Here is a 25,662-nt window from a genome sequence, read left to right as displayed (position 1 = left end):
AAACCTCCCCACTCCCTCAATCCGGAGAACCGGGAAAACGAAAAGCGACACCCGAAAGTGTCGCTTTTCTTTTAAAATCTAAGCTGAGAGACGCTTACTTGATCTCCTTATGGATCGTGTGGCGCTTCAGATGCGGGTTGTACTTCTTCTTTTCGACGCGTTCAGTAACGGTCTTCTTGTTACGAGAAGAGAGGTAACGTGATACAGGCTTACCTTCAGCTTTCGCTTCGGTACATTCGAGAGTGATTACTTCGCGTGGCATGGTGTCTAAAAATTAAAGAAGGCGGAACATCTCAGCTCCCGGCCAGAATGCAAGGGCAAAATGCCCTCACGCCGCTCGTTGCCCTGATTTAATGCGGGGCTAGGTAAGGGCTGTCTGGCCCAGACAGCCGCACTGCAGGATCAGATCTACACGGAGGACTGGGCCAGTCCGCCCTACCCTCGGCCGTTCACAGGCATCGCGCTCAGAGCGACTTGCCGCCAAAAGAACGCTCCACCAGCGGAAGGGCAATCCCGTTCCGGAAAACCGTGACCTGCCCCGAACTCGAAGAAACCACGATCGCCAAGCAGTCGGTGGCCAGAGAAATGGCAGCTCCCGCCGCATGCCGCGCTCCCAGGCCGCTCGGCAGCGATTGGTCGAACTCGGGCGTGTGAATCAAGCTGCCGGCCGAAGTGAGAACGCCATCCCCCTTGATGATGAACGCTCCGTCCAAGCCGGAAAACTCTTTCACCGTCTCGTCCATGAAAGGGCTGAGGATATTGCGGTCCTCTTCCTTGTAACCAAAAAACGGATTCAGAACCAGCGGCTTGGTCATGGTCTCCACCTTTTTGGAGTCGCCGAGAACGAACAAAGTCCCTACCGGACGCCCTTCCCTCCCTTCAATGGAGAGCTCCATGGCGATGCCGATCACACGTTCGAGCACCTCCGGAGAAACATCTCCCGGCATGAAGTTCTCGCGCTCCGCCAGCAAAGCTTGGAACTCGTTCTTCATGTCGATCACCACCAAAGTGTCGAACTGGTCGCTCCCGGGAATCCCACCCACGCAGCAAATCTTGTCCGAAGTCTTGAAAACGCCTCGCGTCAGCCCCACCAGAAAGGCGGAACGCATTTGGGCCAGTCGCCCATTGGAGAAGGAACGCACCTGAATCACTTCATTGAAAACCGCGTCTTCCACGTCGCCCTCTTTCGCACGCCGCGAAATCAGCACCGTCTTGAACTCCTTGAAGCCCTCCGGCGGCTCGACCGGACTGGAGACCAAGCAGTCGCCGAAAACGGCAATCGAGTCGCAGTGCGCCCCCTTGGCCACTCGCATGGCCTGGCGCAGCATCAGGCGGTTGATAGAGCTCTGCCGCGTCTTCTTGGGCGACGCCAAAATGCCGCCGAAGGCCGAGGTCAGCTGGTCGTGCAGGTCGTCGAGGGACTCCGAGCGCAAAAGCATCTCGACGAAAGCCTGGTCCTTCACCAAGCGAGCCACCGCCGCCAGCACGTTCAAGTAGTCTCGAGCGCCCTCACCTGCCAGCAGGAGCACCACGAGGTGAACCTTTTCCTGGTTCTTGGGCCCCTCGTAATCGAAGCCTTCCTTGGAGCGGCCGATGGCGAAAACGTACTTGCGCCGCATCTTCACGCGCAAGTGCGGCAAGGCCACGCCGTTGCCCAGATAAGTCGTCATGGTGCTCTCCCGTTGCATCAAGCCTGGGAGCAGCCGCTTGCCCTCCAAGTCCTTGAATCGGGACGTGGACACCTTGAGCAACTCTTTGAGAGCGCCCTCTAGGTTGTCGCTTTCGAGGTCGAGTGTACGCCTCCGCGAAAAATATCGGTCGAGTCTCATGTCGGGGCAAAGCAGCCCCCTGCGACCTGGTTAGGACAGACTTACTTTTCCCACTCCAACGCGCCCTTTTTCAGCTCGTAGAAAAGCCCGACGACGAGCACTCCGAGGAAAAAGAGGATGGGGCCAAGAATCGGAAGGCTGTTGGCCACGAAATCGCGGTACACCAGCACCCAGGGGATCAGAAAGAGCACTTCGATATCGAAGAGGATAAAGAGCATCGCGGTCACGTAAAACTTTACGGAGAAGCGGGTGCTCGTTTTGCCGTCTGACTTTATGCCGCACTCGTAGGCGTAGTTCTTAATCTTGTTCTTTGATCCACGCTGGCCGAAAAGCACGCTCCCAGTTAGGATGGCTCCGGCGAGTCCCGCTGCGAGGGCGATTTGGATCAATACAGGTACGAAGTCAGAAACGGTCATGACGCAGGCTAAGATCCCCAATAAGCGGCTGATTTCAAGGCAAATGCTAAAAAGACCGCTCGATCCGCCCACAAAAGTAGTCTGCAGCGGCGAAAGCCGCCTCATCTCGCTACAAACTGCGTCCACTCAAGCCGATCCAACTTTCGAATACAGGGAAATGCGGGTAGCGGCCTCGCCCCGCGATTGGCGCAAGCTCAGGTGGAGCGGCTTTTCCGAGGACGCTCTTTAAACGCTGCCCAACAACAAAGCCGCCTTGGGGACAAGCCGGCCCACCTGCTCTGCAAACCAGCGGAACCAACTCCTGCAGCACGGACGAGGCGGAACTCGTCCCTCCACAAAAAAGCGGACCTCAGACGAGGCCCGCTTCGAAAGTATCGAGAAACGTGATACGGGATTACTTGTTGGAAGCTTGGTCGAGGATATCGCCCAAGTTCATCAAGTCGCCACCGTCGCTCATGTTGTCGTAAGTGGCAGTTTCCTGAGCCAACTGGCTGTCGTCGTAGTTAGCAGCCTTGATGGAGAGGCCGAGGCGGCGCTCTTCGCGGTCGATCTTGATAACGCGAGCAGTGACTTCGGAGCCGATGTCTACGACGTCCTTGATCTTCTCTACGCGCTCTTCGCTGATCTGGCTGATGTGCACGAGACCGTCGATGTGATCCTGCAGTTCGACGAAGGCGCCGAAAGAAGTGATCTTGGAAACGGTACCGGAAACAACGTCGCCGATGCGGAAACGACCGTCGATGTCTGCCCAAGGATCGTCAGCAAGCTGCTTCATGCCGAGGGAGATACGCTGGTTGCCAGTGTCCACGTCGAGTACCAACGCATCGATCTCGTCGCCCTTTTTGAGGACTTCGGATGGGTGGTTGATCTTGCGTGTCCAGGACATGTCGGACACGTGAACCATGCCGTCGATGCCTTCTTCGAGCTCCACGAACGCACCGTAAGTGGTGATGTTGCGAACCTTGCCGTGTACGTGGGCGCCAACTGGGTAGTTGTGAACGACCATGTCCCATGGGTTTGGATCCAGCTGGCGGATACCGAGGGAGATCTTCTCCTCGTCCTTCTGGATGCCGAGAACCACTGCTTCCACTTCGTCCCCAACCTTGAGGAGCTCGCTTGGCTTGGTAATACGCTTGGTCCAAGACATTTCGGTAACGTGCACGAGACCTTCCACACCTTCTTCGATTTCGATGAAGGCACCGTAAGGAACGAGGTTAACGACCTTACCGGCAACCTTGGCGCCGATTGGGTACTTGGCCTCGATGTCTTGCCACGGGTTGGACTTGGTCTGCTTGAGACCGAGGGAGACACGCTCCTTCTCACGGTTGATCTCGATGATCATTACATCGATCTCTTCACCCTGCTTGAGCATTTCGCTCGGGTGAGAGATACGACCCCAGCTCATGTCGGTGATGTGGAGGAGACCGTCCATGCCGTCGAGGTCGATGAACGCGCCGAAGTCGGTGATGTTCTTGACCACACCCTTGACGACATCGCCAGGGTTGACGCGCTCGAGGAGGTCGCGACGCTTGGAAGCGCGCTGCTCTTCGATCAGCTCGCGGCGGGAAAGAACGATGTTCTTACGCTCCAAATTGATTTTGAGAACCTTGTAGTCGTAAGTCTGGCCAACGTACTGGTCGAGATTCTTGGGAGGCTGGATATCGATGTGGGAAGCAGGAAGGAATGCGTCGACGCCCATCGCAACGATGAGACCGCCCTTGACCTTGCCCTTAACGCGGCCCTGTACGATCGAACCTTCTTCACACTTGGTGATGATGTTCTCCCAGTTCTTCTTCTGCTCGGCCTTGTCGAAAGAAAGAAGCGGATTGCCTTCCTTGTTTTCGAGCTTTTCGAGGTAGACTTCGATTTCTTCCCCGATCTGAAGTTCGCCGAGGTCGACGAATTCTTGGCCAGGAACAAGTCCTTCGGACTTACCGCCGATATCAACGACTACTTCGTTTTGGCGGATTTCGGTGATGGTGCCCTTTACGATTGAACCTTCCTTGAGCTGGTCGAAGGAAGTCTGGGCGAGAAGTTCAGACATTATTGAACTCATGATGTAATTGGCGGTTTCATTCCGGAAGCTTCCAATCTCCTCAATGACCTACCTAAAGGTGAGCCAGCGAACCGGCTCGGGTTTGATTTTTGAATAGCTCAGCCGGAAGCGGCGCGACGAGGCTGAGCTTGTTTTATGTCGCAAGCGGGCAGCAATCGCACCCTCGCCTGCCTTGGGCAAGCGAAAATACGAGAAACTGCTCTAATAATAGGGAAAAAGTGGCGATTCTCCGCTTTTGACTAGCGAACCACCTTGTTCAGCGGGTACTCGATGATGTCGACCGCTCCCAGCTCCTTAAGCTTGGGGATGATGTCGCGCACCAGCTTTTCCTGCAGCACCACTTCGACCGCTGCCCAGTCCTTGTCGGACAGCGCGTTGACGGTGGGGTTACGCAGGGCGGGCAGAATCTTGAGGATCTCGTCGAGATTCTCCTGCTTCGCGTTGAGCTTGAGGCCCACCTTGTCCGCAGCGTTAAGGGCCGCCTGCAACATCATGGCGATGTTCTCGATCTTGGCCCGCTTCTTGGGATCTTCCCAGCTCTTCTTGTTGGCGATGAGCTTCGTATTGGTCTTGAGCAGCGTATCGACGATGCGGAGCTTGTTGGCGCGGAGGGAGTTTCCGGTTTCGGTCAAGTCCACGATGGCGTCCACCATGTCGGGTACCTTAACTTCGGTCGCGCCCCAGGAAAACTCGATTTCAGCTTCTACACCGTGCTTTGCGAGAAACTTGCGGGTCATGCCCACGACCTCGGTCGCAATGCGCTTGCCCTGTAGGTCCTTGATCTCCTTGATCGGAGACGCTTCCGGTACCGCCAAAACCCAGTAGGACGGGCGATTCGAGGCGCGGCTGTAGACCAGATCGCAAACCTCAACCACGTCGGATTCGTTTTCCACGACCCAGTCGTAGCCGCAAAGCCCGCAGTCGAAAAAACCATGGTCGACGTAGCGGCTGATTTCCTGGCTGCGGACGAAACGTCCATCCAGCTCAGAATCGTCGATGCTCGGCTTGTAGGAGCGAGAGCTCTTGCGTATATTCCATCCGGCCTTTTGGAAGAGGCGGATGGTGGGTTCTTCCAGGCTACCCTTCGGCAGCCCAAACATGATCAGTGACGGTTCTTGTGACACGAGAAACTCAAAAAACAGAGTCGCCCTCAGCCTCAAGCCTAAACGAGCGCAACAAAATTCGATAAATTTACATTTTGTGATTTTACATTTGTTAATTATGGGTATTGTTGCCCATGACGCTTAGCTCTAAACACCTTGCTTTTCGCTAAGTGGAGTACCTGAGCTGTCCTCTCCTCAGGACAAGATCCTAGCCACGTTGCCCCACCACAAAACTAGCTAACACCAAAAAGATCCGCCATGCCTACCAAACCCAAACCGCTTGTGCTCATCGTCGAAGACGAAACCGAGCTCGCGAACGTGATTTCGGAACACCTCGAAGCGGCAGGCATGCAAACCCAGGTTTGCAATCGCTGCGCCCTCGCAATGCGCTTCCTCAAGCACAACTTCGCGAACATCCTGCTCCTCGACCTCACCCTGCCCGACCAAAACGGTTTCGCCTTCCTCGAGGATTTGAAGCGCGAAGATATCAATATCCCCACCATCTTCCTCACCGGCAACGACTCGGAAATTTCCAAAGTGAAAGGACTGGAGCTCGGAGCTGACGACTACGTCACCAAGCCTTTCTCCGCCCCCGAACTGGTGGCCCGCATCCACGCGGTGCTGAGACGCGCCGAGGTCGCGCACGACTTCAACGTAACCAAAAACGTGCGTCTCACGGACGCGCCCTTCGAGTTCAACACCGCTTCCGTCAACCCGACCAGCATGGAAGTGACCTTTCCGGACGGCGAAATCGTAAACATTGGCCGCAAGGAGATCGGCATCCTCTCCTACCTGCACGAAAACCCGGAGACCATCATCACCCGCAAGAACCTGATCCACTCCGTCTGGGGCATTCATGCCGACATCCGCAGCCGCTCCTTGGACCAGTACATCGTGAAGATCCGCGACCTCTTCAAACGCAAGAACGCGCCCCTGGACAACCTCAAGACCATTCACGGAATCGGCTACCAGTACGAACCGCTCGTCAAGTCGTCGGACACCAACTGAGAGCCACCTCGATTTAAGCAAAGAAAAGCCCTGCCGGAATCAAATGCGGCAGGGCTTTTCTTTGTTCGTAGAAATTCGTCTAGCGTCGCTTAGCAGCGATCCGCTTGCTCGTTGAGTCCTTCTTCGACGCGAGCCGGGAGATAGTGGAAGCCATCTTCGTCCTCGTACCCGACAGGCGCCTCTGCCACAGCAGTCAACATCAACCAAGAGCCGAGCACGATCAACATGCCATAAATAAGAAAAAACGTTTCAAGCATGCTTCCCTATCGACAGAACAAGCCGCAACCTAAATCGCCGCACGCAGTTAATTGCGAGAAAAAAGCCGCTCGCTCCCACTAAGAAATACTCGTTCACCACACAAATTTCTAGCCCTCACGCCTTTAACCGCTACACATGGCCGCGTGGAACGAGATAAACTCGAACAAGCTAAAACTTTCCTCCTCGACTACCAATCCCGACTTTGCTCACGCCTGGAGGAACTCGAGGCCGCTTCAACCCCCTTTCTGAGTGACAGCTGGAAAAGAGCCGAGGGAGGAGGAGGCATTTCCAGAGTCCTCGAAAACGGCCAAACCTTCGAGAAGGCCGGCGTCAACTTCTCCCACGTGATGGGCGACAAGCTCCCCCCATCCGCCACCGCCAACCGACCCCAGCTCGCCGGACGACCCTTCCACGCAACTGGCGTGTCCATCGTAATCCATCCACGCAACCCCTACGTCCCCACCTCCCACGCCAACGTACGCGTTTTCATCGCCCCCGCCCAAAACCAAGACGAGAAGGATATCTGGTGGGTCGGAGGCGGCTTCGACCTCACGCCCTACTACGGATTCGAGGAAGACTGCGTATCCTGGCACCAGCACGCCCGCGCAGCCTGCGAGCCCTTCGGCAAGCACCTGTATCCAAAATTCAAGAAATGGTGCGATGAGTACTTCTTCCTCAAGCATCGCAACGAACCCCGAGGCATCGGCGGGCTCTTCTTCGACGACTTCGACGAAGGAGGATTCGAAAACGCCCTCGGACTAATCAAAAGCGTGGCAGAACACTTCATGGAGGCCTACTCCGAAATCGTGACCCGCCGCTTAAACACGCCCTACGCAGAACGCGAAAGAAAGTTCCAGCTGTATCGACGCGGGCGATACGTAGAGTTCAACTTGGTTTGGGACCGTGGAACCCACTTCGGCCTGCAAAGCAACGGACGCACCGAATCCATTCTCATGTCCCTGCCGCCGGTCGTGGAGTGGAAATACGACTACCGGCCAGAAGCGAACAGCCCCGAAGCCGAACTCTACGACACCTTCCTGAAACCCACCGACTGGTTGAAAGCTACAGACTGAACGGCTACAGACTCTCCATCCATCAAATGAATTCAAAAGAACGCTTCCTCGCTGCTCTCGACTGTCAACCGCTCGATCGCCCTCCCATCTGGGTCATGCGCCAAGCCGGCCGCTACCTGCCCGAATACCGCGCCCTGAAAGAGAAGTACTCCTTCCTCGAGCTGGCCCAAACGCCGGAACTCGCCTTGGAAGTGACCCTGCAGCCGCTACGCCGCTTCCCCCTCGACGCCGCCATCCTCTTCTCCGACATCCTCGTCATCCCCGAGGCCATGGGTCAAGGCTACCATTTCCGCGAGCAAGGCGGTATCGGCATGGACTACACCTTGGAGAGCCGCGCCCAAATCGAGAACCTCACCAGCAACGCCATCGAAGAAAAGCTCAACTACGTTGCCCAAGCCCTCAAGCTCATCGACTCCGAACTCAACGGCTCCAAGATGCTGCTCGGCTTCGGAGGATCGCCTTGGACCCTCGCCACCTATATGCTCGAAGGCGGAAGCTCAAAAGATTTCGCCAAGGTGAAAGCTCTTTTCTACGAGGACCGAAACGCCTTCGAACTCCTCATGGAAAAAATTTCCGACGCCCTTATCGCCTACTTCCGCATGCAGAAAGCGGCGGGCGCCGACGCCATTCAGATCTTCGATTCCTGGGGCGGAATCATCTCCGGCGAGGACTACGAAGCCGCATCCCTGAAGTGGATACGCAAGATAATCGACGCCGTACGCGAAGAGGTCCCCATGATCATCTACGCCAAAGGCACCACCCCGCAACTCCGACGCCAAGCAGCCTGCGAGCCAAAGGCCATAGCAGTCGACTGGACCATTCCTATCGAGGAAGCTGCCGCCCAAATCCCTTCCGACGTCGCCATCCAAGGGAACCTCGATCCCGTTCTGCTCGATACCAAACCTCAGATCGTACGAAACAGCGCCACGCGTATCCTCGAAGCCATGAAAAACCGCCCCGGCCACATCTTCAACCTCGGTCACGGAATCCACCCCACCGCCCGCATCGAAAACATGGAGACTTTAGTCGACACCGTCGTCAACTGGTCCAACGATTGAGGAAATTCTCCAACACCTAGGCCATGCAAGACGCGATCATACTTGGAGGCGGCATCAGCGGACTGACCGCTGCCTACCTTGCCCAGCAAGGCGGCCTCGACATATCGGTCATCGAAAAAGCTTCGCACCCCGGCGGACCGATCACTTCTTGCCAAAAAGATGGCTACCTCTTCGAACGCGGACCTAATTCCCTGCTCCTTCCAGCCCCCTGGGTGGAGAGCTTCATAGCCGAATTAGGCCTGCAAGACCAGCTGCAGGAGACCAATCCAGTCGCCAACAAACGCTACATCGTAAAGAAAGGACGGCCCGTAGCCGTACCCACTTCCCCACTACAGGCGGTCACCACTCCGCTCTTTTCCATAAAGGGAAAGCTTGGGTTTCTGCTGGAACCCTTCCGCAAGCAAATTTCAGAGCGGGCCGGAAGAACCGAAACCGTAGCCAGCTTCGTGCAGCGTCGCATGGGGAGAGATTTCCTCGACTACGCGATCGACCCCTTCGTCAGCGGCGTATACGCAGGAGACCCTCACAAGCTCATACTCGAACAGGCCTTTCCCATCATGAGGGGCTTCGAACGAGAGGGAGGCTCCATCATCCGCGGAGCGATCAAGCACAAGAAGCGACAAAAGCGGGAAGGCACCGCCTACAAGAAACGCTCCATCAGCTTTCGGGAAGGCCTCGGCGTCCTGCCAAAAACCATTGGCCGTAAACTGGGCAATCGGCTCTGGCTCAACTCCGAAGCAGTCGCCGTCAATCGCGTCGACGAAGCCTGGCAAGTCACCTGGAAACGAGACGGGGAGAACTTCGAGGGCTTCGCCAAGAACCTCATCGTCTGCCTACCCTCCTACGCTATCAAGCGAATCGCCTGGAGCAAAGGGATCTCCGAACCGCTCAAGGCGTCCCCAAATCTCGAATACCCGCCCGTACATAGCCTAGCCTTGGGATTTCGGCGCGAACAGATCGCTCATCCCCTGGATGGATTCGGAGTCCTCGTACCCAGCAAGGAGTCGCCCACCATCCTCGGAGCCCTTTTTAGCTCCTCTCTCTACGAGGGTCGAGCCCCCCAAGGGCATTGCCTGTTAACCGTGATGATGGGCGGGATCCGCCACCCTGAGTTCGCCTCCCTCTCCCCTGAAAAGCTCCTGCCAATCGCCCTCAGCGACCTACGATCGCTTGTCGGCCTCGAAGGCGAACCGAGCTTCTACCATTGCAGTTCTTGGCCGCGGGCCATTCCGCAGTACACCCGCGATTTCGCCCCCTGGAAGGAAACGCTGCATAGCCTAGAGGACGAGTACCCAGGGCTTCATTTCGGCGGCAACTGCGTCGACGGCATCGCCATGGGAGCGTCCATCCTCAGCGGAAAACGGTTGGCAGAAACGGTTTCTTGATTAAGCCTGCCTTCCGCCCCTTCGCTTCTAACTCCATACCCCACTCTGCCCGATGAAAAGATCGCTCTTCACGTTCTTCTGCTTCGCCATGTCCCTTGGCCTGATGCTGCCTGCCCTTTCAGCGAAAAAGCAACGCAAGATCGAAAAGGGCAACAGCATGGAAAACCTTTTCCGTCCCCCACTCATTCGAAGCATGAGCATGTCTCCAGACGGCAAATACGCCGCTGGCATCGGCCCAATCGGAGGAGTGGACCAAGAAAAGGGACTCATCATCTACGACCTGGATGCCATTAAAATCGAGCGTTCATTCAAGTGGTCAGAAAGCTTCGAAATCTACCAACACGGGTGGCTCGATAACGACTCGCTCTGGTTTAAGGTAGCTACCGTCGGAAGATATATCAACGGTCTCTACCGCTACGATATAGACAAGGGAACCGCTAGCCCCCTGTTCGGGAACGACGCAGTCGTATCCATACTGGACCCCAACGAAGAAACAAGCGACCCCGCCTGGGCTTGGGTACAGGCTTCCGGCAGCATGAAGCCAACCCTTGTGAAGCTGAACAAGAACGGCTACACCACCGCCAGTACACGCGTGGCGGACAACCCCCTAATTCTTGAAAGAATCCCCGAGCCCACCGGCGATATCTACCGTTGGTATATCGACCACGCCCACCAAGCGCGCGGATTGCTCAGGTACCACGAGGACAAGCTTCAATTTTCATTCCTTGGCAACAGCAATAACTCGTGGTCGAGTCTGGACCTCGATCCCGAAGACTGGTCCATCGAACTCTTCCACCACGAAAACAACAAGATCTACATTTCTGGCTACAACGGAGAGGAAACCAAGGGCCTCTACCTCTACGATCTTGAGACAAAGCAGATCAGCGAACCCATTTTCAGAGACCCCTACTACGACTTCTCCGAGACGGCGCGTTACCTGACCTTCAACGACCAATTGCTCGGTATCACCTACACCAAAGCGACCCCCACGACCGTTTGGCTCGCCGAAGAGATGCTGGGAATCCAAAACATGCTCGATTCAGCAATTCCAAATCGAGCAAATATCATCTACGACTGGGACACCAAGCTCCAACGGCTCCTGGTGTATTCGTTTTCCGATACAGTTCCACCCGAGTATCTATTGCTCGACCTGAAGGAGAAAGCCATTCGCGACATAAGCAAGTCTGCCCCATGGCTGTCCCCCGACCGTCTCTCGCGTACCGAGATCTTCCATTTTAAGACGAGCGACGGCCTACGCCTAGAAGGCTACCTAAACCGGCCGACCTCAGGCAAAGCGCCCTATCCAACCGTGGCCCTTATCCATGGTGGGCCGTGGGCGCGCGATTTCGCGACATTCGACGAAGAGGCGCAATTCCTGGCTACCCAAGGTTACGCGGTGCTAAAAATCAATTACCGCGGCTCAACCGGATACGGAAAAAGCATCTCCCATGACCCTGAATACGACTTCGCCGCCATGAATCGCGATATCGCCGAAGCGGTTCGCACCGCCATAAACGGTGGTATCGCGGATCCAGATAGGGTCGCGATCATGGGGGCCAGCTTCGGCGGCTACGCGGCGATCTCCGGCGCCGCCTTCGAACCCGATCTCTATCGCTGCGCCATCACAAACATGGGCGTATTCGACTGGGAAGAAATGACGAAATCCCGCAAACGCCAACGAAGCCGGTATTCGCACAAGCGCTTGATAGAAGCATTCGGCGATCCCAACGAATCCACTGCGGCGTTCGAGGCGATCTCGCCCATTCACCACGTGGACAAGATAAAGATCCCCATTTTTGTGATACACGGAAAAGAGGACCGTAACGTATCGATCCGCCAGTCAAAAAAGCTGAAGAGCGAACTCAAAAAAGAGGGAGTCGTTTTCGAGACGCACTTCGTTGGCGACGAGGGACACAACATTTTCGAGCACAAAAAAAGAATGAAGACCTACGAGCAGATCCTCGCTTTCCTCGACAAGTACATGAGAGAGCCAAGATAGGCTCTCAGAGACCGCCCAATGAAACAGACTCGCCTCCTCTGCGCAGGGTTGCAGCTTGGCTGCAGACCGCAATACGAACCCGTTTCACTGCACGACACGCCCTCTAGGGCGTGTCTTCAAAGGTCCAAGCCCTCAAAAACTCGATTTGATGGGCAGGCTCTCAATCCAACGGAGAGGGACCAGAGATCCCTTTCAAGTCGCTCGGGCGAGCCCCAAAGCGAACAAAAGCATATCGAGCTAGGACTGGAAACGATACCCAACATCCCGAATCGTCAGGATGTGCTTGGGACTCGAAGGATTGTCTTCCACTTTCGACCTCAAGGTCGTCACGCAGCGATCCACGCTACGCTGCGTCACCAAGACACTGCTCCCCCAAACCGTATTCATGATTCCCTGACGCGATAGCGCCTTACCTTCGTTCGTCATCAAATAGTCAAGCAACTGGTATTCCTTGCGGGTCAACTTCACTGGCTCCCCATTTCGGCTAAGGCTCATAGAGTCCCGGTCCACTCGAAAGGGACCGAACTCGAAAACGCGCTCCTCGATCGCTCGGTGCCGCCTCAGGAAGGCCTTCACTCGAGCCATCAACTCCCGCACGGAAAAGGGCTTAACGACATAGTCATCCGCCCCCAGCTCCAAGCCACGCACAATGTCCCGCTCCTGGCCCCTCGCCGTCAACATGATGATCGGCATGTCGCAGCCTTCCTTGCGAGCCGCGTCGCAAATAGAATACCCATCTAGCCCCGGCAGCATGACGTCCAGCAGAGCGATATCCGGCCCCTTCTCGAGCAACAGGTCGAGTCCAGTGTCTCCATCGGCCGCATACAAGACCTCGTAGCCCTCGCAAGAAAAGTTGTCCTGCAAGCCACGTGCCAAGGCTTGGTCATCTTCCACAATCAGTATCTTAGGCATAGGGAATCCTCACTTTAAAAACGCTTCCTTTTCCAAGTTCGCTCTCCAGCTCAATTTGTCCGGAGTGCTTGGATACAATAAACTCAACAATACTTAAACCAAGCCCCACACTCCCCGTCTGCCCGGAGGCATAGTGGTCAACCTGAAAGAACTTCCTGAAAATTCGCTTCTGGTCACGCTTGCTGATCCCCTTCCCAAAGTCCTGCACTTCAAATTGAATCCCTCCAGCTACAGCCTCGCAACGCAGCTCGATTCGCCTCTTCGGACCTCCGTACTTAAATGCGTTTTCCAAGAGGTTGCCCAGCACCGTCGCCAAAGCATCGGGATCCGCTGCCATGTCTGGCAAGGCCTCCGAGCTTTTGATCGACAGATCGAACGCTTGTCCCTGGAAACGCTCCCGAAACGCTTCCTCTACCGCGGTCAGGACGCCCGCTGGCGAAGTCGCTCGAATATCGAAACTCCCCTTCGAGCGTTCCATCCGGGAGAACGACAAGAAGTTGTCGATAAGTCGCCCCAACCTCTGGTTCTCGCGCGAAATCAACTCGATATACTCTTGCGTATCCACTTTTTCACGTCGCTCGGGATCCAACATCGTATCGACCAGCAAACGTATGGAAGAGACGGGAGTCTTGAGCTCGTGGGTGACAGTCGCGACCAAATTGTCCTTGAGCTGCGTGACGCTAGCCTGACGCCTCACCGAAACCACGATCGCCGCCCCAGAGAGAATGGACAGCCCTAACACAATCCCTCCGATCCAAAGGTAGAACACCGCTTTGCTCTGTTGATCCCCCATCACTTCTCCAATCCCCGTCAGGGGCACGATCGCGACAAAATCGAGCGGCGCCGGCAAGGTACGCCCCTCGGAGCCGAGACCTGCGGGAGACGCGAGAGCCATCCCGAGCTCCTGCCATTCCGTCGACGCTGCAACCGCTTCCCGCCAATCCTCTACCGTGAAGATCCGAACCGTCGAACTCCCAGCCTCGCGCGCCGCTACGAATCCGGCAAAGCTATGCAGACCGGCAGCAGGAGGATAAACGCCGCGAGCTTCCGCCTCGCCAATCCAGCGCTCCACCCGAGCTTGGCGCTCCAGGAGCCTTGCAACTTCAGCGGATCCGCTCAAAGGAGCGTATTGCCGCAACAAATACCGATGCTGGCGGCTGAGCTGCCCCGCTTCCATATGTTCCAGTACGTAGGCGTCGGCCGCTGCCAGAAAGGCGGAATCGAGGGCCTCAACTCCCTGCGACAAGCCCAACTGTATCAGCAAAGCCCCCAACGAACGCCCCTGCCGCAACCGAAGTCCACGCAAGTCCGGATCGCGCAGGTAAGCGGTCAAGGAACCTTGAAAGGTGAGCGCGTCCTGCGTCGCCTTGCGCTCCCTCGCCTCGCCGAGCACCGCTCTCGCTCGCTGCGATTCGCCCTCCGGCACCTGCGCCGAAACTGAATCCAGAAGATGGGAGACACCCCCGTTCTGCGGCGTCGGCACCAACGACTCAGCCAACTCGAACAACAGTTCGCCGGCATCCTCGTACCGTCGCTCGTTCGCCTCGGCAACCAAGCGCCGCACGACCGCATTTTCGTTTTCGACCGCCGTCCTGACCAGCCAGACAACGCAAACGACCGGGCTGATAATACCGACCGCCAACAGCGCATAGGTCACCCAGGCCGAGGCCTGAGTGACGTTTGACTTCGCATTACCAGTACGGCCAAACATTCTACGAATCGATCCTTAAGCTGAGAACGATCTTTTCGAACACAGGCAGCATCTCCTCGACTTCGTCCACTGGAATAATCGCTTGAAAGATGTAGTGCTTAGCGTCTCCGACAAAGGAATACAGATATACCGTATCCGCCGCTTCGTCCTCCGGGTTGGAGAATCGGCTCAACCGCCCTTCCATTCCGCTCACCGTCAGGCTACGCCCCCAGGCCTCGTCCAAGACGTAGCCCTTGAAGTGGCGAGCCACGTTTCTGCCCCCCTTCTCGATCAAGCTTCCGACGTTCAGCTCCTTGTCCGACTTCCAAGCGCTGTTGAGCTCCGAAACCGCCAAGTACTTACCCCGCACCAGCGGATCAGCCAGCCACACCATCTGCTCATTGTCGTCGTTGCCCTTCGGCTGCTCGACAGCACCCCACTCCCCGGGTATCGATACCTCCCAAGCGTGCTCCCGATTGGCGTATCCAATTTCCTGATCGACATCGACGGTCTCCAGTTTCGACAGCACACCTTCAACGCCGCCCGCGACCATCTTGACGAGGATTCTCCGCTCGTCAGCTGTGAAATAGACCGTCTGCTTCTGCACATGCATATCGATCAACACCTCGTAGCACTCGACTCGCCCTAGAGCCGTATCCATCTCCTCGATGCTGACCACCTCGAAATTGATATCGACCGGCATTCCCGAGAAGGTGACGAAGATTTTCTTGGACATGGAGTAGCCGACTTCGATCGGGAGCTGCCGCAGCAAGTCCACCGCTTGCTCGTTGTCGTAGACGCGGGACGGAAAATCGAAACTCCGCTCCGCCCCCGATTTCGTGTATTCGACTTTCGCCGACAAACCGTCCTCAGCGTACCAGGCGCGCGTCACCCCCGCATCCGCGAGGGACATCATGCTGTAGGCCGTCTCAAACGTATCCTTTTCAAACTCTACTACCGTGGCTCGATGCCCATTGAGCAAGAAGCGGGTCTCCTTTCGCCAAAGAGCCCTGCCTTCCCAGTCGTAGCTGTAGATCGTGGAAAAGCTGCGTCCGATAACGTCTCCCGACGGCAAAACCCAGTCGTAGTGCGTGCGCTCGCCATCCGCCCAAGGAGTGAGCTCCGGCACGAAATCCTTGGGCAACACCTGCTTGGCCTCCGCTACCCACTTCGACTCGCTCGGATAAAGCTCCACCAAATCGTTGAGCACCTTCATGCCCAGAGCCCGCTTTCCCTGGTCCAAGTAAACCAAGGCCAGCCGGTACTTGGCCTCCGCCGCGATAGAGTCCACCAGCGAGCTCTCCTCCAAAATGGCCTCCAGCACGTGAGCCGCCTCCTCGAGATTGGCTTCTCCTTCGTAGAGGTAAATCGCCCGCTCCAGCTCGTCCCCCAACTTCAAGGAGGCCGAAGGGCTCTGGGCATGAAGCCCCCAGCTCCCCGCCCCGAGAACAAGCCCCGCAAGTACACACCGAAATATCATATGCTTTTTCATAGTGACGCCATCCTAGCGAGGAAGTGTTACCCCCGTGTTACCAACAAGTAACCGGTTCGCGCTTTTTCAATCAACCCTAGACCCACGCTTTTGTTTCGCCACCGCCGCCAAAGCCATTTTCCTTGGCCAACTTCCTATGAAATTCGACCTTTCCATCGTCTCAAAGCACTTCCCGGAGTTCACTCCCCAGCAGATCTCCCAATTCGAAACCTACGCCGCCGCCATCGCGGAATGGAACGAGAAGATCAACCTCATCTCCCGCTCCGACGTGGAAAACCTTCCCAAGCGCCACATCCTGCACTCCCTCGCCATCGCCAAGGTCATGGCATTCCAGCCCGACACCACCGTCATCGACGTCGGCACCGGCGGCGGCTTCCCGGGCGTCCCCCTCGCCATCGCCTTCCCCGAAACCCGCTTCCTGCTCGTCGACTCCATCGGCAAGAAGATCAAGGTCGTGCAAGACTGCCTCGAGCGCCTCGAGCTCGAAAACGCCGTCGCCATCCAGTGCCGCGTCGAGCAAGTGGACCGCCAAGTCGACTTCGTCGTAGCCCGGGCCGTCACCCAGCTCCCCAAGTTCATGGGCTGGATCCGCAAGAAGATCAAACGCTCCGGCTTCAACGACCTCCCCAACGGCGTGCTCTACCTCAAGGGCGGCGACCTCACCGAAGAACTCTCCTCCATCCCCGAAAAGCCCCAGCCGCACCCCATCCGCAGCCACTTCGACTACGACGAATTCGACCAAAAATACGTCATCCACGTCCCCGTAAAAAGGTAGCCGCCTTGTAGGAGCGGCCTCGGTCGCGATTCCCCGACCCGATCAAAACCTTCGTCCCTCTGCCTTCATCCATTCCAGAATGCGCCTCCGCATTATCCTCCCACCCAACATCGAGTCCGCCGCTCCCCGCGACGCCATTCCCACCAAGCTCGAGATCGCTCTCGCCAACGGCCAAGCCGTCCGTCCCGAAACTCTCACCCCGGACAAGCTCGGCGAGCTCGACGAAGCCGGCCGCGTAGCCGCCTTCTCCCTCTTCCAATGGTGCGGCGGCAAGCTCTCCTCCTTCCTCCAGCTCGACCGCGAAAAGCTCACGACCCTCGTCACCACCCTCGCCGGACAAGACGACTTCTACTGGGCCAACAAGCCCCAGGACCCCATCGCCTGGAACGGCTCCGAACTCATCGGCGTCACCGAACACCTAGAACCCCCACCCCCTCCAACTTCACCTTCATCTACTTCTTCATCTTCTTCTTCATCCCCCTCCCGCCGAGAAGCAGATGAAGAAGGAGAAGCAGAAGCAGAGTTCACCTTCACCGGCGCCCCCATGACCGTCGACGGCTCCTCCCACTACCTCGCCATCTCGCTTCCATCTCGCGAACACCCCTACTACGAAGAGATCCGCGAACTCCTGCAAACCTACCGCTTCAAGCTGGAGCCCGGCAACCGCAAGTGGTGGCTGCGCGACCGCCACCTCACCCTCAACTTCCTAGGCGAATACTGGGGCGAGCTCGAAGACCGCTACCAAGCCGAATTCACCGCAAACTTCCAGCAACGCGTCGGCAAGATACCCGAAGCCAAGATCAAGACCGAGGTCATGGAAGAGCGCAACGGCTACAACCTCACCGTATCCATCACCGCAGGACAAGCCTCCCAACAGGAAATCAGCCAAAGCCTCAACACCGGCAAGCGCTACATCGAGTCCGGAGAGAAAGTCTTCCTCATCAAACGCTCCCGGCTCGACACCCTCAACGCCGTGCAAAAGCAGCTCACCGGCGACTTCAACGCGCCCCTACTGCACAACGGCAGCTACAAGATCCCCTACTCCCGCAGCCTCGAAATCGAGGAGCCCCTCTCCGAGCTCAACCCCAACTTCGAGCCCCCTTCCACCTGGCGCACCCGCAGCGAAGCCCTCAAGCGCCTCGACAAACTGCAAGCCCCCAAGCTCTCCGACTCCCTCGACGCCATCCTGCGCCCCTACCAAAAGACCGGCGTCGCATGGCTCCACCACCTCTACCAAAACAAGCTCGGCGGCATCCTCGCCGACGAAATGGGCCTCGGCAAAACCCTCCAAGCCCTCGCCTTCCTCAGTAGCATCAAAGGTGGGACGGCCGCTCCGCGGGCGTCAACATCATCAGGTGGGACGGCCGTGGGCGCTTCGCTTTGTCGTCGCGAGCGCTCCTCGGTACCGCGGGCGTCTACCTCATCGCTCCCCCCAGGTGGGACGGCCGCTCCGCGGGCGTCAACTCCAAGCCACTCCCGTCAGCCTTCATCCCTGCCCTCCCTCGTCGTCTGCCCCGCTTCCCTCGTGGAAAACTGGCGACGCGAAGCCGCCAAGTTCACCCCCGAGCTCAAGGTCTTCGTCAACCAAGGCTCCACCCGCATAAAAACCCCCGAGCAGGCCCAGGCCTACGACCTCGTCATCACCTCCTACGGCACCCTCATCCGCGACAAGAAACGCTTCGCCGACATCAACTTCCTCTGCGTCATCGCCGACGAAGCCCAACACATCAAGAACCGCCGTACCCAAAACGCCAAGGCCCTCACCGCCCTGCAAACCGACGGCCGTATCCTCCTCACCGGTACGCCCATCGAAAACAGTATCCAAGATCTAATGTCGCTCCTGGACTTCATTATGCCCGGCGGCTGGAAGCCCATCCCCAACGGAGCCCGCGGCGACGAGCGGCGCTGGCACGAACGCCGCATCCTCGACCAAGCCGCCCCCTACATCCTCCGCCGCACCAAGGACAAGGTCGCCACCGAGCTGCCCGAAAAGATCGAGCAAGTCCTCTTCCTCGAGATGACCCCCGCTCAAAAAAAGACCTACGAAGCCGCCCGCCAACACGCCGAAAAGGAAATCTCCCAGCTCGAGAAAAGCGGAGCCAGCGAAGGCGCCCTCCGCATGAAGACCCTCACCCAGCTCCTGCGCCTCCGCCAAACCTGCTGCGACCCCCGCCTGCTCGACGAAAAGCTGGAGCCCAGCGCCTCCACCAAGCTCAACTCCTTCCTCGAACTCCTCGAAGAATCCAGCGACGGCGGCCACCGCATCCTCGTCTTCTCCCAGTTCGTATCCCTTCTCTCGATACTCAAGGAAGAGCTCGACTCCCAGAACGTCCCCTATTGCTACATCGACGGCTCCACCCGCAACCGCATGGCCGAAGTCGACCGCTTCAACGAAAGCGACGACATACCCATCTTCCTCATCTCCCTCAAAGCCGGCGGCACCGGACTCAACCTCACCGCCGCCGACACCGTCGTGCACTTCGACCCCTGGTGGAATCCCGCCGCCGAAGCCCAAGCCACCGACCGCGCCCACCGCATCGGCCAAACCAAGGTGGTCACCAGCTACAAGCTCATCGTCAGCGACTCCGTCGAAGAAAAGGTCCTGCAGCTGCAAAACCAAAAACGCCAGCTGCTCGCCGACGTCTTCGAAGCCAGCGAAGCCGCCAACGCCAAGATCACCCTCCAAGACCTCAAAGAGCTCATCTAGCAGCCCCAACTGGAGGGACGGCTTCCACGCCGTCCGCGCTGCAGGATCAACACCAAGCCGCATCCCAAACCGAACGTAGGAGCGACCTTGGTCGCGATAATCCGCCCCACCCAACAAGCTAGCGGCCGCTGTCCCAGCGGACACTCTTCATCCTTTCCAAGCCAAGCCCAAGGTGGCGCGGCTCGTCCCGAGACGCTTCTCGTCTCCATCCCCAATTCCACCACCTCGTCAACCCAACTGGAGGGACGGCTTCCACGCCGTCCGCGTTGCAAGATCCCCCCCCTCTGGAGGGACGGCTGGACGTGTCACTTCGTTCGGCACCACGCCGTCCGCGCTGCAGGATCAACACCAAGCCGCATCCCAAACCGAACGTAGGAGCGACCTTGGTCGCGAAAATCCCACCCCACCCCAAAGACCTCCCCTCTCAAAAACCGCATCCAAAGGGCAAGAATCCGCCTCACAGATCGCCCAAAGGACTTTTAACGTGCATGCCAGGCCGGTTCATCACGTGCAGGTAGATCATCGTCGTCTCCACCGAGGCATGCCCCAGCAGCTCCTGGACCGTGCGGATGTCGTACCCGTCCTCCAGCAAGTGCGTCGCGAATGAGTGGCGCATCACGTGCGGAGTCACATGCTTGTGGATGCCCGCCGCCCGCGCCGCATCCTTTACAGCCCGCTGGGCGAAGCGGTCGTTCCAATGGTGCCGCCTCACCGCGTCGCTGCGCGGATCCTTCTGCAACCGTTCCGTCGGAAACACGTACTGCCAGGGCCACTCCTTCGAGGCGTTCGGGTACTTCCTGTCCAATCGATTCGGCATGTAGACTCCATCTACCCCAGCCGCCCTGTCCCTGTCGAAAAAAGCCCGAACGGACCGCAAGTGCTCCTTCAAGGGCTCCACCAACCCTTCCGGCAAAGGCGTCCGGCGATCTTTCCTGCCCTTGCCGTCCCGAACCACCACCACGCCGTAGGCGAAGTCCAAGTCCTTCACCCGCAGCCGCAGCGCCTCGCTGACCCGAAGCCCGCTCCCATACATCAGCTTTACCAGGGCGCGGGCCTTCGGCTCCACGCAGGCCATGAAGCGCGCCATCTCGTCGCGAGACAGCACCACCGGCAGAACCCTCCCGCGCTTCGATGCCCTGTAGTCAGGCAAAGCGCCGGGCTCCATCCCCAGGCAAGCGCGATAGGCGAAAATCAAGGCGTTCAAGGCCTGGTTTTGCGTCGCCTGGGCCACGTCCTCCACCACTGCCAATCCGTCCAGGAACCCGGCGATCCCGCGCTCCAGCTCCTCTCCCGCCTGCTCCCGGCTTTCCAAGCAAACCGCGCCCAACGCCTGCTTGCCCCACCATCTCCTCAGCCGGCCAACCCACATCGCGTATCCCTTCTCCGTGGAGAGGGCCCGTCCCTTCCTGCGAGCGACGACCCGAACCACTCGCTCCATGCCACCCTCCTCCACGAAATACCGCTCCACCTGCTCGAGCGAAGCCAGCTGGGATGCAGGCACCTCTACCGGCGCGCGCGCCAGAATCTCCGCAGGACCGACCTCCCCCCCATGCGAACCCGCTGCGTCAAGCAACCAGTCCACCGCCTTGCCCGCCTGCTCTACCTGCCAATCCTCCACCTTCCAATTCTCGCGCAAAAACCGCTCGAACGAGCGCGCCACCGCGTAGCTAGGCAACGCAGACGGCAAGCGTCCCCCGTTTCGCTTCTCCAGGTAGTTCAAGAAACGCTTTATCCACTTCGGGCTCCACGCCTCGTCCAATCCTGCGGGAGTGCCTGCGGCTATCCAAAGCTGGCGGGCACGGCGAAGCCATTCCGGCTGATCCGGTTCATTCGACATACAATTACGGGTTTAGTGTTGAGTTCCTGGTCGCATAACTCGGGACAGCTCCACTTGAGTTATGCGACACCAACTTTTCCTAAGTCGTTGACAAATGCAACCGCTCTAAGCATTTTCGCTTAAATTCTTGTCGCATAACCCCGGAAAATTAACCCGACAAATCTGACGCATAATACTACTGTTCGGTATAAACAAATGAAAATTATACACATCCCCTTGCTTGCCTTCTTTTGCCTGATTGCAGGTTGTAAAACAACAAATATTCCGACCAAACCAGAAGGACACGTCACTCTACTCGGAGAAACGGTGACTATGGGAACCCTACTTGGGAAAAAAGGAGGAAATATTTTTATCGTAGAAATTGACGGAGAAGCACGAGAGGCATCTCCAGGGAATCCCGTTTACCTACCTCATGGTCATCACAGAATTGGATTTTGGGCAGCTACCGGATACAGAAGATCGGAAATCATTCGATTTGATTTCACAGCAAAGGAAGGCAGTGACTACTATATTGATGTTATAAAGGGAGGTGAAGTCATAGAAGTTACCTTCATCGAAACAACCAATAACGAGCAAAAGGAGGTGCATTCATGGAAACTACCAACAGTTTACCAACAAGGTAGCGGAATATACACTCCTCTAGTAGTTCAATAATACCGAACAAGTCGTGACATACAATTCCGGAGGCTGCGCCTCCTCCATCGTATGCACTCGGCGTTGGCTAAGAAAATGAATACAGACGAAAACGTCATTACGATCTCCCTAAGCAAAGGAAAGATAGTAGGCATCTCTCTGCTATCCTTAGCGTTTGTGGTGGCTGGCGTTTTCATTTGGTCGATTGCTGACACTCAGACTCGTCATTCGCCTGAAATGGCACGAATTATTGCTGCTCTTTGCATTCTATTCTTCGGTCTCTTCGGTTTGAGTACGCTACCCAAGCTCTTCGATAGGAAGCCAGGATTGGTCATATCACCAAAGGGCATATTCGAGAATTCCAACTCCTCCAGTGTCGGATGGATCGATTGGAATGATATTTATGGAGTCGATGAAGTTGAGGTCCAGAGCTCAAAGCAAATGATCATTTTAGTCTCCGATCCTAAAAAATATGCAAAGAGACGAGGCCCGATTCAAAAAATGATTATGAAACTACACACAGGGAGCAGTACAGTCTGGATCACATCGAAGGCACTCGATTGTGAATTTTCCGAACTGAAGATCTTGCTCGAAGATAGCTTCCTAAAATACAGCCAACCAGGCATCGCACACAATGGCGGAAAACGCTCGCCTCTTTCATAACGACCCCATGGAAATCAACCTCAACAGACTTGGAATCTCAACCGAAGCCGCCATCGTGTGGATTTGACGTTGTGCAAAGAAAGATGAAAGCAAGAAGAGCGAATCTAGAAGACGTTGATCGGATAGCGGAAATCCACGTTCGCTCTTGGCAGGAAGCGTACAAAAATTCGCTTCCAGCCGACTTCCTAGCCTCACTTGATCCTTCCAAGCGGGCAATAATGTGGAGAGGTTGCGTAGAAAATAACGGATTCCTTTTTGTGGTTGAGGACGACCATTCTAAGATCCTCGGGTTTCTCAATTTCGGAAGATCAAGAGATGAAGATTTAAATACAGCAACAGAGCTAACCGCTATCTACCTCGATCCACAACACTACGGCTCTGGAATCGGAACGACCTTCTGGAAAACAGTAGAAGAGGAAATAGAGAATAAAATCGTTTTCTTGTGGGTCTTAGCAACCAACAAAATTGGCATCTCTTTCTACGAAAAGAAAGGATTCGGAAACGAAGATTTACAAGATGAAGTTGGCTTACAGGGAGAGGACAAACTTTACGATACTCAAGCTGCTCTGGAGGTAATCGAAAAAGAAACGAATCGGGGTAGATTTCCCGCAGTTTCTCTTCTACTCTTTCGAGAAGACCGTTCTCCCGTAGGCTATCATATATTTGTCGCGGCATTGCGGGGACAGGAACCCATCTTGATTGATCCCGCGAACGGGCGAACCGTGGCGACAACCAAAGAAGAAATATCCAAGGTACTAATACAGAATTCGGCCCTAAATCCTGAACGAAAAACGATTCATATTCAGACTCTGGAACCAAAAGATTGCTAGTCGAAATCGGGTAGCCACGGGCATTAACTCCCGCGGCCCCCACACCACCCGGCATGCGGATCCGCACCGGGCGGTTCCCACACGCTATCGGGACGTATCCGGATAGTGAACACGGGTCCAGAGTTCCACCAGGGACGGAACCCCTTGTCCCTTGAGATAGCCTTTCGACAGGGCTTGGCTCACCCCTGGAGTCTTGGACATCTTCCAATGCCCCAGCCGGGTCACCGCGGTCTTGACCGCGGTCCGCAGATCGACCCCGAGGGACACGAGCTGCCTGACCCGGTTCGAGTGCGTCTTCCATTGCTTCCAGTAGCAGCAGCGCACGCGGCGCCGGATCCAGTGGTCCAGGCGCCTGGCCTCCTTGAAGGTCCGGCTGACGCCGTAGTAGCCCATCCAGCCGCGAACGTACTGGGCGAGCTTGAGCAGGCGGCGTTCCATGGACACGCTCCAGCTGCGGCACGTGTACTCGCGTATCCGGCGCTTGAACACGCCAAGCGACTTCTCGCTCCACACGATCTTCCCGCCGGTTCCGAAGGCGAAGCCGAGGAACTCCAGTTCCCTCGCCTTCACGACGCGGCTCTTCCCCTCGTTCACCTTCAGCTTGAGCCTGCGCTCGAGGAACTTCCTCACGCTCGCCATCACCCGCTCGCCAGCCCGAGGGCTCTTGACGAGTACGACGAAGTCGTCCGCGTAGCGGGCGAAGCGATGGCCGCGCGATTCGAGCTCCTTGTCGAGCTCGTCCAGGACCACGTTGGCCAGCAGCGGCGAAAGCGGACCGCCCTGAGGCACGCCCCCCCTCGTCGCATGCAGGCGCCCGTCGACCTGGACTCCCGCCCGGAGGTACTTGCCCACCAAGCGCAGGACGCGCCTGTCGCGGACCTTCCTCCCAAGGCTCGACATCAATATATCATGATCGACGCGGTCGAAGAACTTGGACAGGTCCAAGTCCACCGCCACGCGCCGACCCGACTTTATGGTGTCGCCAACTTGCTCGACCGCATGGCGCGCCGAGCGATTGGGACGGAAGCCGAAGCTGCTTTCGCTGAAGCCCGGATCCAATATCGGCCCCAGAACCCTCACGATCGCCTGCTGTATCACCCGGTCCAATACGGTCGGGATCCCCAGCAGCCTCTTGCCCCCGTCGGGCTTGCCTATCTCCGCGCGCAACGTCGGCGCGGGCTCGTACGAGCCCTCCGCCAGCCGCTCGCGCAGCCTGGGCCAAGCTTCGCGGAAGAGGCCGGGGAAGTCCTCAACGGACACTCCGTCCACCCCCGCCGCGCCCTTGTTGGCCCTCACCCGCTTCCACGCCCCGGACACGTTCTCCGCGTCCAGGATCGCTTCCATCAGGTCGCGTTCCGAGTCCCGGCTGTCCGCTTCCCGCCGCCCTTGCGCTACCTCTGGCGAGGCATACCCGCAGGGCGAGAGTTCGGGCCGGAACCCGTCGTGTCGGTTCGGGCCTTCGCCCCATGCGAGTTTCGGACCCTTCGCTGGACGGGTCCCCCGTCGGCAGCTACTCCCGGCTCGCCTCATGGCGCTACTATGCCCTCTGCTGATTCCTCATGTCCGACTCCCGCATCGCTGCGGGAGCTGCGGAGATCCGATGGCAGGTTTAAGCCATCCCCGCGGGAGCATGAGGCCTCCCCGGATAAGGACGTCGACTTCCGCCGCGCAAACGCGCCATTTACCCTGCGCCCCGAACCTTCTCCGGGCTTCGCGTCGCTGGGCACGCTCGCCCGAGGCGCTGGGCCTTGTATGGCGTTCTTGTACATCGTCTCGCGGCTTTGCCTAGGGCTTCCTTCCCACGAAGCCTCGCGACTTCGCAGTTGCCTTCGGCTAGCGCTTTTTCTTAGTTTACTTTCGCTAATGATCATAACCTACAGGTTCCATGCGCAGTGGACTTTAACCACATCAGTCGACGCCCATGCCGGGCGTACCCAG

21 protein-coding genes are annotated in these 25,662 nt (G+C 57.3%); 10 read left to right on the top strand and 11 right to left on the bottom strand.

Annotation, left to right across the window (positions count from 1 at the left end):
* Positions 1-94 precede the first annotated feature (94 nt).
* From rpmG to hisG, 5 genes are all read right to left on the bottom strand, one after another.
* Positions 95-262, bottom strand: a complete 168-nt coding sequence (rpmG, locus tag IEN85_RS06160) for a 50S ribosomal protein L33 (RefSeq protein WP_008102793.1) — start codon at positions 260-262, stop codon at positions 95-97.
* 202 nt (positions 263-464) lie between these two features.
* Positions 465-1,829: a PTS sugar transporter subunit IIA gene (locus tag IEN85_RS06155; RefSeq protein WP_191616209.1), complete on the bottom strand. Its 1,365-nt coding sequence runs from the start codon at positions 1,827-1,829 to the stop codon at positions 465-467.
* A gap of 41 nt (positions 1,830-1,870) precedes the next feature.
* Entirely contained in the window at positions 1,871-2,245 is a 375-nt protein-coding gene (locus IEN85_RS06150) for an NADH-quinone oxidoreductase subunit A (protein ID WP_191616208.1), read from the bottom strand.
* A 394-nt stretch (positions 2,246-2,639) separates the two neighbouring features.
* Positions 2,640-4,289 carry a 30S ribosomal protein S1 gene (gene rpsA, locus IEN85_RS06145; protein ID WP_224772487.1) on the bottom strand — a complete coding sequence of 550 codons (1,650 nt, stop codon included), beginning with the start codon at positions 4,287-4,289 and terminating at the stop codon, positions 2,640-2,642.
* Positions 4,290-4,540: 251 nt separating this feature from the next.
* Positions 4,541-5,401 carry an ATP phosphoribosyltransferase gene (hisG, locus tag IEN85_RS06140; RefSeq protein WP_191616601.1) on the bottom strand — a complete coding sequence of 287 codons (861 nt, stop codon included), beginning with the start codon at positions 5,399-5,401 and terminating at the stop codon, positions 4,541-4,543.
* Between the two features lie 261 nt (positions 5,402-5,662).
* On the opposite strand from hisG, the gene IEN85_RS06135 reads away from it, so the two are divergent.
* Positions 5,663-6,412, top strand: coding sequence for a response regulator transcription factor (locus tag IEN85_RS06135; protein ID WP_191616206.1), 750 nt, complete (start codon positions 5,663-5,665; stop codon positions 6,410-6,412).
* Between the two features lie 89 nt (positions 6,413-6,501).
* On the opposite strand, the gene IEN85_RS06130 is transcribed toward IEN85_RS06135, so the two are convergent.
* Complete coding sequence (locus tag IEN85_RS06130; protein ID WP_191616205.1) at positions 6,502-6,669, bottom strand: hypothetical protein; 168 nt, start codon at positions 6,667-6,669, stop codon at positions 6,502-6,504.
* Positions 6,670-6,813: 144 nt separating this feature from the next.
* Between IEN85_RS06130 and hemF the strand changes: the two genes are divergently transcribed.
* From hemF to IEN85_RS06110, 4 genes are read left to right on the top strand one after another with little or no spacing between them, the layout of a single operon-like run.
* On the top strand, positions 6,814-7,743 hold the full coding sequence (gene hemF / locus IEN85_RS06125; RefSeq protein WP_191616204.1) for an oxygen-dependent coproporphyrinogen oxidase: 930 nt from the start codon (positions 6,814-6,816) through the stop codon (positions 7,741-7,743).
* A 26-nt stretch (positions 7,744-7,769) separates the two neighbouring features.
* The gene (gene hemE, locus IEN85_RS06120; RefSeq protein ID WP_191616203.1) at positions 7,770-8,801 is read left to right on the top strand and encodes a uroporphyrinogen decarboxylase; all 1,032 of its coding nucleotides are present in this window, start codon (positions 7,770-7,772) and stop codon (positions 8,799-8,801) included.
* A gap of 23 nt (positions 8,802-8,824) precedes the next feature.
* Positions 8,825-10,186 (top strand): protoporphyrinogen oxidase, encoded by a 1,362-nt coding sequence (hemG, locus tag IEN85_RS06115; RefSeq protein ID WP_191616202.1) that lies wholly within the window; start codon positions 8,825-8,827, stop codon positions 10,184-10,186.
* A 52-nt stretch (positions 10,187-10,238) separates the two neighbouring features.
* Positions 10,239-12,185, top strand: a complete 1,947-nt coding sequence (locus IEN85_RS06110; protein WP_191616201.1) for an alpha/beta fold hydrolase — start codon at positions 10,239-10,241, stop codon at positions 12,183-12,185.
* Between the two features lie 237 nt (positions 12,186-12,422).
* Here IEN85_RS06110 and IEN85_RS06105 read toward each other — a convergent pair whose 3' ends face one another.
* Genes IEN85_RS06105 through IEN85_RS06095 form a run of 3 tightly spaced genes read right to left on the bottom strand, consistent with a single transcriptional unit; the run spans position 12,423 to position 16,267 of the window.
* Positions 12,423-13,097 carry a response regulator transcription factor gene (locus tag IEN85_RS06105; protein ID WP_191616200.1) on the bottom strand — a complete coding sequence of 225 codons (675 nt, stop codon included), beginning with the start codon at positions 13,095-13,097 and terminating at the stop codon, positions 12,423-12,425.
* Positions 13,090-14,808: a sensor histidine kinase gene (locus IEN85_RS06100; protein WP_191616199.1), complete on the bottom strand. Its 1,719-nt coding sequence runs from the start codon at positions 14,806-14,808 to the stop codon at positions 13,090-13,092. The genes IEN85_RS06105 and IEN85_RS06100 overlap by 8 nt, the downstream gene beginning before the upstream one ends.
* A gap of 1 nt (position 14,809) precedes the next feature.
* Positions 14,810-16,267 carry a DUF3108 domain-containing protein gene (locus tag IEN85_RS06095; RefSeq protein WP_191616198.1) on the bottom strand — a complete coding sequence of 486 codons (1,458 nt, stop codon included), beginning with the start codon at positions 16,265-16,267 and terminating at the stop codon, positions 14,810-14,812.
* Between the two features lie 148 nt (positions 16,268-16,415).
* On the opposite strand from IEN85_RS06095, the gene rsmG reads away from it, so the two are divergent.
* Positions 16,416-17,054 (top strand): 16S rRNA (guanine(527)-N(7))-methyltransferase RsmG, encoded by a 639-nt coding sequence (rsmG, locus tag IEN85_RS06090; RefSeq protein ID WP_191616197.1) that lies wholly within the window; start codon positions 16,416-16,418, stop codon positions 17,052-17,054.
* A gap of 79 nt (positions 17,055-17,133) precedes the next feature.
* Positions 17,134-19,761, top strand: a complete 2,628-nt coding sequence (locus IEN85_RS06085) for a DEAD/DEAH box helicase (RefSeq protein ID WP_191616196.1) — start codon at positions 17,134-17,136, stop codon at positions 19,759-19,761.
* A 457-nt stretch (positions 19,762-20,218) separates the two neighbouring features.
* Here the strand turns inward: IEN85_RS06085 and IEN85_RS06080 are convergent, their stop codons facing one another.
* Positions 20,219-21,598: an integron integrase gene (locus IEN85_RS06080; protein ID WP_318186584.1), complete on the bottom strand. Its 1,380-nt coding sequence runs from the start codon at positions 21,596-21,598 to the stop codon at positions 20,219-20,221.
* A 195-nt stretch (positions 21,599-21,793) separates the two neighbouring features.
* Between IEN85_RS06080 and IEN85_RS06075 the strand changes: the two genes are divergently transcribed.
* From IEN85_RS06075 to IEN85_RS06065, 3 genes are all read left to right on the top strand, one after another.
* Entirely contained in the window at positions 21,794-22,252 is a 459-nt protein-coding gene (locus IEN85_RS06075) for a hypothetical protein (RefSeq protein ID WP_191616195.1), read from the top strand.
* 75 nt (positions 22,253-22,327) lie between these two features.
* Entirely contained in the window at positions 22,328-22,894 is a 567-nt protein-coding gene (locus tag IEN85_RS06070; protein WP_191616194.1) for an STM3941 family protein, read from the top strand.
* 83 nt (positions 22,895-22,977) lie between these two features.
* The gene (locus IEN85_RS06065; RefSeq protein ID WP_191616193.1) at positions 22,978-23,724 is read left to right on the top strand and encodes a GNAT family N-acetyltransferase; all 747 of its coding nucleotides are present in this window, start codon (positions 22,978-22,980) and stop codon (positions 23,722-23,724) included.
* 84 nt (positions 23,725-23,808) lie between these two features.
* On the opposite strand, the gene ltrA is transcribed toward IEN85_RS06065, so the two are convergent.
* On the bottom strand, positions 23,809-25,068 hold the full coding sequence (gene ltrA / locus IEN85_RS06060; RefSeq protein WP_191616192.1) for a group II intron reverse transcriptase/maturase: 1,260 nt from the start codon (positions 25,066-25,068) through the stop codon (positions 23,809-23,811).
* Between the last annotated feature and the right edge of the window lie 594 nt (positions 25,069-25,662).

The organism is Pelagicoccus enzymogenes, assembly GCF_014803405.1.
In the GTDB taxonomy this organism is placed as follows: domain Bacteria; phylum Verrucomicrobiota; class Verrucomicrobiia; order Opitutales; family Opitutaceae; genus Pelagicoccus; species Pelagicoccus enzymogenes.
The sequence above is the reverse complement of the archived record's forward strand: the minus strand, read 5'-3'. Positions and strand labels throughout refer to the sequence as shown.